Origin of the sequence: Arthrobacter pascens (assembly GCF_017052465.1) — a bacterium.
Classification (GTDB): Bacteria; Actinomycetota; Actinomycetes; order Actinomycetales; family Micrococcaceae; genus Arthrobacter; species Arthrobacter pascens.
Genome location: NZ_JAFHKT010000074.1, coordinates 1 through 7,972, shown reverse-complemented (window position 1 = coordinate 7,972; position 7,972 = coordinate 1). Strand labels below are relative to the sequence as shown.

At 60.6% G+C, this 7,972-nt stretch carries 7 protein-coding genes; all 7 read right to left on the bottom strand.

Going from position 1 to position 7,972, the window contains the following annotated elements:
* Positions 1 to 666: 666 nt before the first annotated feature.
* The 7 genes from JYA52_RS00485 to JYA52_RS22695 all read right to left on the bottom strand — a co-directional run bounded on the left by JYA52_RS00485 (position 667) and on the right by JYA52_RS22695 (position 7,864).
* Positions 667 to 2,385, bottom strand: a complete 1,719-nt coding sequence (locus JYA52_RS00485) for a dipeptide ABC transporter ATP-binding protein (protein ID WP_240459805.1) — start codon at positions 2,383 to 2,385, stop codon at positions 667 to 669.
* 11 nt (positions 2,386 to 2,396) lie between these two features.
* Positions 2,397 to 3,347 (bottom strand): ABC transporter permease, encoded by a 951-nt coding sequence (locus JYA52_RS00480; RefSeq protein WP_205651198.1) that lies wholly within the window; start codon positions 3,345 to 3,347, stop codon positions 2,397 to 2,399.
* Positions 3,337 to 4,266, bottom strand: a complete 930-nt coding sequence (locus JYA52_RS00475) for an ABC transporter permease (RefSeq protein WP_205651197.1) — start codon at positions 4,264 to 4,266, stop codon at positions 3,337 to 3,339. Before JYA52_RS00475 ends, JYA52_RS00480 begins: the two co-directional genes overlap by 11 nt.
* Before the next feature lie 125 nt (positions 4,267 to 4,391).
* On the bottom strand, positions 4,392 to 6,068 hold the full coding sequence (locus JYA52_RS00470) for a peptide ABC transporter substrate-binding protein (RefSeq protein WP_205651196.1): 1,677 nt from the start codon (positions 6,066 to 6,068) through the stop codon (positions 4,392 to 4,394).
* A 335-nt stretch (positions 6,069 to 6,403) separates the two neighbouring features.
* Positions 6,404 to 7,480 (bottom strand): tetratricopeptide repeat protein, encoded by a 1,077-nt coding sequence (locus JYA52_RS22885; RefSeq protein WP_205651195.1) that lies wholly within the window; start codon positions 7,478 to 7,480, stop codon positions 6,404 to 6,406.
* Positions 7,481 to 7,557: 77 nt separating this feature from the next.
* A complete protein-coding gene (locus tag JYA52_RS22700) occupies positions 7,558 to 7,683 on the bottom strand; it encodes a hypothetical protein (protein WP_276208512.1) in 126 nt (41 codons plus the stop codon).
* A gap of 55 nt (positions 7,684 to 7,738) precedes the next feature.
* Complete coding sequence (locus JYA52_RS22695) at positions 7,739 to 7,864, bottom strand: hypothetical protein (RefSeq protein ID WP_276208511.1); 126 nt, start codon at positions 7,862 to 7,864, stop codon at positions 7,739 to 7,741.
* Positions 7,865 to 7,972: the final 108 nt, after the last annotated feature.

Genomic DNA, 7,972 nt, shown 5'->3' with positions numbered 1-7,972 from the left:
TTGGCCAGTGCGTGAATCCGCTGACTGTTGTGGATCCTGGATGCTTCTATTCGCTTCATGATCAGGATCCCCTCTAGATCGTTAGGTCCGGTGTGGACGGTGGTGCTTTGTGTTCTAAGAGTCGCGCGGAGGACTTAAGCGATCCTTAATCCGCCTCTGGGCCATGTACTGCCCGAGCTTGTGGAGTCGGACGGCCGGCATAGATCGGTCGCGTTGGTGCATGTCTGAAACGATCGTGGCGGCTGTCCCTCATCACTGCCCCGGCAACCTGTCATGCCGGCTCGAGGCCCTGCTCTGTCGCCTGCCCAGCAGTTGATCACACCGAATGCTGGCTGCACCTAAACGGTTCCAGGCGTGCCAGCAGCCTAGGCCGCGAGGGCCGACGCCGTGGTCCTGACCAATGAGCCAGTCAATAATTCATGCCCGGTATCGCACAGCAATGGAGCGCCGCTGCATGCGAAATGGGCCGGCGGTAGCCTAGCCCCGCCACATTTGCTGGCCAGATCGTCGCTAATGTGGACAGGCTCATGGCAGCCCCTCAAGCAGCGGTACCTTGGGCGAAAATTGCGGACCGCCAGTTTCATGCCCCGACCCGATGGAGTAGTGCACGGAGAGGCAAGGGCGCGGGGGTCATTCACAGAATGGAATCCCGCGCCCTGCCCTGCGTCAGGTCACCTCGGGTGGCAGCCTAAGCCGTGACCCGGGGATGGCGTTGAGCAGGGCCTTAGTGTAATCCTGCTGCGGCGCTTCAAAGACCGAGTCGGTGGTTCCCGTCTCCACCAGCTTGCCCTTCTCCATGACAAAGACATGGTCCGCGATCTGGCGCACCACCGCGAGGTCGTGCGTGATGAACAGGTACGCCAGCCCGAGGTTGGATTGCAGATCCGCAAGGAGATTGAGCACCTGTGCCTGCACCAGGACGTCCAGCGCTGAAACTGCCTCGTCACAGATAATGACCTCGGGGTCCAGAGCAAGGGCACGGGCGATGGCGACGCGCTGGCGCTGCCCGCCCGAGAGCTCGTTCGGGTAGCGCTGCATGGAGGACTGGGGCAGCGAGACCTGGTCCAGGAGTTCTCGGACCTTCCTCTCCCGGCTGGTCCGATCACCGATCCTGTGCGTCCGCAGGGGTTCCTCGATAGTCCTGTAGATGTTGTACATCGGATCGAGGGAGCCGTAGGGGTCCTGGAAGATCGGTTGGACGCGGCGGCGGAAGGCGAAGAGCTGCTTTGTCGTCAGGGTTGACGTGTCCACGCCGTCAAAGACAATCCGACCCGAGGTGGGCCTCAAAAGGCTCAGCACCATCTGGGCCACTGTGGACTTGCCCGAACCGGACTCCCCCACGATCGCCATCGTCGTGCCCCTCGTCACGCTGAAGGACACGTCGTCCACCGCAGTGAAGTCGGTTGATCGACCGATTCCGGAGCGCAGCTTGAAGACCTTGGTGAGGTTCTCCACCCTCAGGACGCGTTCAGCCAAGGCCTCCTCGACGACGACGGCCTCGGCGGGAGCCAGGAGTTCCTTCGACTCGATGCCTTGTTCCTTTGCCACCTGGATGCGTCGGGACGCCAGCGAAGGCGCCGAAGCCACGAGGCGCTTGGTGTATGGATGCTGCGGGTTGCGCAACAGCTCTAGCGACGGCCCAGACTCCACCACATTTCCCCGGTACATCACCACAACTTTGTCCGCGCGGTCGGCAGCGAGGCCGAGGTCGTGCGTAATGAGCAGGACAGCGGTGCCCAGCTCTGATGTCATGCTCTCGAGGTGATCGAGGATCTGCCGCTGAACCGTCACGTCCAAGGCCGAGGTCGGCTCATCCGCGATGAGTAGCCGCGGCTGGCAGGACAGTCCGATCGCGATCAGGGCCCGCTGGCGCATGCCGCCCGAGAACTCGTGGGGGTACTGTTTGGCCCGGCGGGCTGCGTCCGGAAGTCCTGCTTCGGCCAAGACCTTCGCGACGTCGGACGGCGCGGCGGCTTTGCCATTCGCCTTGAGCGTTTCGTGGACCTGGTAGCCGATTTTCCATACCGGGTTCAGGTTTGACATAGGATCCTGCGGGACCATGCCGATCGTATGGCCGCGAAGCTCGATCATTCGACGTTCGGGGGCATGAGCGATGTCCTCACCGATGAGCAGTATCTCTCCGCCGGAGACCCGGCCACTGCCCGGAAGCAGACCGATGGCGGCGAGCGCCGTCGTGGATTTCCCGGAACCGGATTCACCAACAACGGCGACCGTTTCGCCGGGCATGATGGTGAGGTGCGCGTTCGTGACGGCTTTGAACTCACCGCTGGAAGTCACAAAGGAAACCTCAAGGTCCTTGATCTCCAGTAGCGGCCGTTCGTCTTCCGGGCTGTTTTCACTGATGGTGACGTGGGGCGTCGTCATGGTGGTTTCCTTCATCGCTGCAGGCTCTTGGGATTCAGCGCGTCCCTGAGGGCGTCTCCGAGCATGATGAAACTCAGCACCGTGACTGACAGCGCTATGGCCGGGTAGATAAGAATCATCGTGTTTGTGCGGATCGAATGCTGTGCTGCGGAAATGTCATGGCCCCAGGACATGATTGATTCGGGCATGCCGATGCCAAGGAAGGAAAGTGTAGCCTCCAGGACGATGAACGCACCGAGATTCAGCGTCGCGAGGACAATGACCGGCGCAATAGCGTTCGGAAGGACATGGCGGATGAGTGCTCCAAACTTGGAGACACCCAAAGACCTGGCGGCAGTGACGAAGTCCGCCTGCCGGACTTCAATGACTGCGCCGCGCGTGATGCGTGCCATTTGCGGCCAGGCCAACATCGAGATCACGATCACGACGGTCCAGACGCTCTTGTTCTCCCGGAACAGTGGAAGCTGAGTGATGACCAGGGCGCCGAGAAGGACAGGCAGGGCAAAAAATATGTCGCCAATACGAGCCAGGATCGAATCGATCCACCCGCCGTAATAGCCTGCCAAGGCTCCTAGGGTGACGCCGATGACCAGCACGCAAATGACCGACAAGGCACCCACGCTCAAGGATGCCTGCGTTCCGTAAATGATGCGCGAGTACACGTCGCAACCTTGGAACGTGAAGCCAAGCGGGTGGCCTTCGGTCGGCGGACCTTCCGATTGTGCCAAGAGACAGTTCTCGTTCGGCGGCGTCTGTGTGAAAAGCCCGGGGGCAAGTGCCACGATGACGATCAGAAGGATCATGGCCGACGAAATGATGAACGAGGGTCGACGGCGCAGCTTATGCCAGGCATCGGCCCAAAGGCTTAAAGGTGCTGCCTCGACTCTGAGCGTATCGGTCGCCAACAAAGGCGTTTCGTCGACAGGTGCGACAAAGTGCTCGATGTGACGCTTACTTTTCATAACGGATCCTCGGGTCAAGCCACGCGTACAGAAGATCAACAAGGAGGTTGGCCACCACGAAGACAACGACCAGGACGCTGACGATAACTACCACGGTTGGCCCTTCCCCCCTCAGTACAGCCTGGTAGAGCTTGTTGCCCACGCCTGGGACGTTGAAAATACCTTCCGTGATGATTGCGCCGCCCATAAGCCCGCCCAAGTCGGCACCCAGGAACGTGACGACGGGGATCATCGAATTGCGCAGGATGTGGGTCATGACCACCCGCGGGCGCGAGAGACCCTTTGCTGTAGCTGTGCGGACGTAGTCAGCATTCATGTTCTCGATCACCGACGTCCGTGTGAGCCTCAGGACGTAGGCAAAGGAGCCAAGGCCCAGCACAACCGCCGGAAGGATGAGGGTGCCCCAATCCGCATTTGCTCCGACCGTCGGTCTGGCCCAGCCGAGCTGGACGCCAATGACCACCTGGAGGACGAAGCCCAGGACAAAGGTCGGAATCGCGATGACGACCAGGGACATCACAAGGACAGTTGAGTCAAACAGTTTCCCCTTATGGAGGCCGGCAAACAAGCCGAACGCGACTCCAAACAAAGCCTCGATGATCAGCGCTTCGATTGCGAGCATCGCGGTTACGGGGAAGATCCGGCCGAGAGTGGCGGCGATCGGCTGCTGCGTGAAGTCGTTACCCAGATTAAAGGTAAACAGGTTCTTCAAGAAGATCCCGTACTGGACCCAGAACGGCTCGTCGAGGTGGTACTGGGCTCGCAGGGCGTCGATGACACTTTGCGGGGGCTTCTTGTCTCCAAAGAGCGCGGCAATCGGGTCACCCGGAAGGGCGAAGACCATGTAGTAAACGAGGAGAGTGGTCCCGATGAAGACAGGAATTACTTGAAGGAGACGCCGGAGCATGTATCTGGTCACAGGATGGCGCTCCTTCTGATGGAGATGCGCTGGAGAGTCATGTTGCCTTCATGCCGTGGCCGGTGAATGGGGCCCAGCGGTCTGCCAGACCCCATTGCTGTCACGGCAATTTCAGATCCTGCGGTCTACTTGGCCGAGATGTTGTAGTAGAGGATGGCCCCGTTCCAGCCGGTCTCGGCCGAGGTGACGTTGTTGCTCCACACAATCGGGAGGCTGTTATACCACAGCGGCAATCCGGGGAGTTCCTTGAACAGGACCTCCTGGGCCTTGTTGAACTTGGCGTTCGCCTCGCTCGTCTCCCGGGCTGCCAGCCCTTCCTGAAGAAGTTGGTCAAACTCCGGGTAGGAGAACTTCTCAAAGTTGGCGGACGCTCCGGTCTTCCAAACCGGGCCGAGGAAGTTATAGAGCGACGGGTAGTCGCCCTGCCAAGCAGTGTGGGCCAGGCCCGGGAGTGACTGCGACGCACGCAGGTCGAGGACTTCCGCGAACCTCGCAAAGGGCTGGATTTCAGCCGGGATGCCGAGATTGTTCTTGAATCCATTAACGACGGCCCCAACCCATTCCTGGTTGCCGCCATCAGTGTTCGATGCAATCAGGAGCGGCTTGGAAGAGTCGTATGGCTTGATCTTCTCCGCTTGGGCCCAAAGGTCCCGTGCCTTGGCCGGATCGAACTTCAGCACTTCGTTGCCGGGGATCTTGTCGCTGAACCCGTCAAGGACCGGCGCAGTGAAATCCGTGGCCGGGGTCCGGGCGTCATTGAAAACTACCTTGCAGATTTCCTCGCGGTTAATTGCATGGGACAGTGCCTGACGACGGAGCACGCCAGCATCACCCTGAAAATTCGGGTTGTACGGCGGGATGACAAGCGCTGCATTCAAGGCGATGGGCTTGGCAGCATTCCGGCCCTGAAAGTCGCTCTTGTACGTCTTCAACGCGTTCGAGGGCAGGACGTCACTGACGTCCAGATTGTCGGACTGCAGGTCAGTGTAGGCCGGGCGCGGATCGGTGTAGAACTTGAAGGTCACGCCGCCGTTCTTCGCCTTGCGAGGTCCGTCATAGGCATCGTTCTTGACCAGCGAGATGGACTCGTCATGGACCCAGGCGCCTTCCTTGGCCATCTTGTACGGTCCGTTGCCGACAGGGTTCTCTCCGAAGGCCTTGGGATCCTTCAGCGCTCCCGAAGGCAGCGGATAGAAGGCCGAATAGCCAAGCCGCAGAGACCAATCGGCCTCAGGTTGGGCAAGCTTCACGGAGATCGTGGAGTCATCCTTCAGCACGAGGCCGGACATTTTTTCTGCCGTAGGGGCGGGGATTGAGGTGATTTTTCCCGCCGCGTCCGTGGACGGCTGGACGGCACTTACCTCGTCGTAGCCTTCTATAGACTCGAAGAATGAGGCGTTTTTCTGGAGGTTGGTGCTCAGCGCCGCGAAGTTCCAGGCGTCGACAAAGGTCTTGGCAGTGACTTCCTCACCGTTAGTGAACTTGGTCCCCCTCCTCACCTTGATGGTCCAGTTCTGGGCGTCAGGCGTCTCGATGGATTCAGCCAGTACGTTGACGGGCTTTCCACTCGAGTCATAGGCACGCAACCCCTCAAAGAGTAGCTCGACGACGCGGGCACCAAAATTCTCGTTGGTGTTAGCCGGCAGCAGCGGATTTTGGGGCTCGTTGCTGTAGGCCATGATGATCTTGTTGGGATCGCTGCTTGCGGGGTCACCACCGTCCATGCCGCCGCCGCAGCCCGCCAAGGCAAGTGCGGCGATGGCCATAACGCCCAGCGCCGTGGAAGTACGCGAGAAACGCATTCCGCCTCCTAGGAGTCATTGGAGCTAATCGCGGATGGAGGGCACTACAGATATCTCAGGCGCCGTGAGGGTCCTGATGATGACCATAGCCGCTCGATAGATCGGACGAACAGAGTAATCAGTACGAATTTTTGCCACCTGCGACCCACGACAATCTCGCCCGCCACATGTAGGTCCTACCTAGGTGCAATGTCGCGTCCTACTCACGCGGGGGTAACTCGCCGAGTGAAGACCGGACAGTCCTCTTGACTCCTTGGGCCATGCAAGAGCAGGAAAATACTTCGGCTCGGCCCTAAGTGGCCGTGTCTGAGAAAACGCCCGCTCAAAAATGGTTCTCACGCGAGGTTGTGGCGGTTCTGGATGCAGGCGAGTGTGCTGGGATGGTCCTCGCCCAGTGTCTGTGTGAACATTTCGATCGCATGGTCGTAGCACTCCCTGGCTTCCCTCCGCCGGCCTATATCCGAGTAAACGGTGGCGAGGTTGTTTAGAATTGCAGCGATTTCTGGATGAGACTCTCCGAGAATTCCGCGTTTGATTTCCAGGGCTTCACCCAGTGTGGCCTCAGCCGATGAATAGTCTCCCTGCGCCTGCTGGATTGCCGCGAGATTGTGAAGCTGGACGGCGACCTCATAGTGTCTGTTGCCGTACCGGGACCGCCACAACGCAAGCGCTTCTGACAAGATGGCTGCAGCTTCATCGAAACGCTCCTGCCCAGCAAGGACGGCGCCAAGGACCGACAGATCTGCAGCCAGTCCGGCTGGGTCCGGCGGACTGGCCACCCTACGCGAATGGACCGCCCGACGGGCGGGTTCTTCGGCCTGAGTAAATTGTCCCTGAACGTGGGCCAGCCCCGCGAGGTTGTGATAGATGGCCGCCAGTTCGGGGGCGTCCGTCCCGGCGTGACCGGTCAGCAGTCCAAGGGCCCTGTTGTAATAGATTCCCGCGTCTTCATACAGCCCTCGGTCCTTGGATAGAATCCCCAGGGCGTTGAGCGGCCCGGCAGGCAGAAGAGGGGAATCAGGCGTTTGTTCTGCGAGAACAAGGGCGCCAGCGAGGGTGAGCGCGGATTCGTCATATCTGGCAGACAGCCGTTGGCTGTTTCCTTTGTGGACCAGAAGGGCCACGCACCACTCATCGCGGCTGGCGCTTGGCTCCACCTTCTCCAGAAGAACAAGAGCATCGTCACAGCGGCGCTGGGCCTCCGAATGATTGGCAAGGTCAGATGCGAATTGCGCGAGCGTCTCCAGGACGGAGACGCGGTCAGCAACACGAGCCACACTGGCGCTCTCAACTGGGGGCACCAGTTCCAGTGCACGGAGCGCGAGTCTCGCTGCACGCTCAGTGTGCCCATCTCGCCACAGGGCCTTGGCCTTCCGGTGGATTCTTCGTGCCTTGAGGTTCCTGATGCCCACGTCAAAAGCCTCCTTTCAGAGCAGCTGCCGGCACGAATCAGATTGAGCCGGGCCGGCGGCTGCTACATGATCAATGGTCAGCGGCGGACGAGCGGTTCGCAATGGTTGAGCCGTGTCCCGGCGAGGGCGGGGCCGGCGGTGGCGGCGGCGAAGCCGAGGGCGGTGGCGGTCAGGACGGCGGTGGTCCAGATTTTGCGGAACATGATGATCTCCTCAGGGTGTTGGCGGTGCGGGTGGGTTGGTGTGCGAGATGGCAGGTCAGCGGCGGACGAGCGGTTCGCAGTGATTGAAGGCCACCCCGGCGGCGGCGGGTCCGGCGGTGGCGGCGGCGAAGCCGAGGGCGGTGGCGGTCAGGACGGCGGTGGTCCAGATTTTGCGGAACATGATGATCTCCTGGAGTGCGGCGGTGCGGTGGTTGGGGAAGGATGCTGCGGGTCAGCGGCGGACGAGCGGTTCGCAATGGTTGGCCTGGATCCCTGCGGTGGCGGGGCC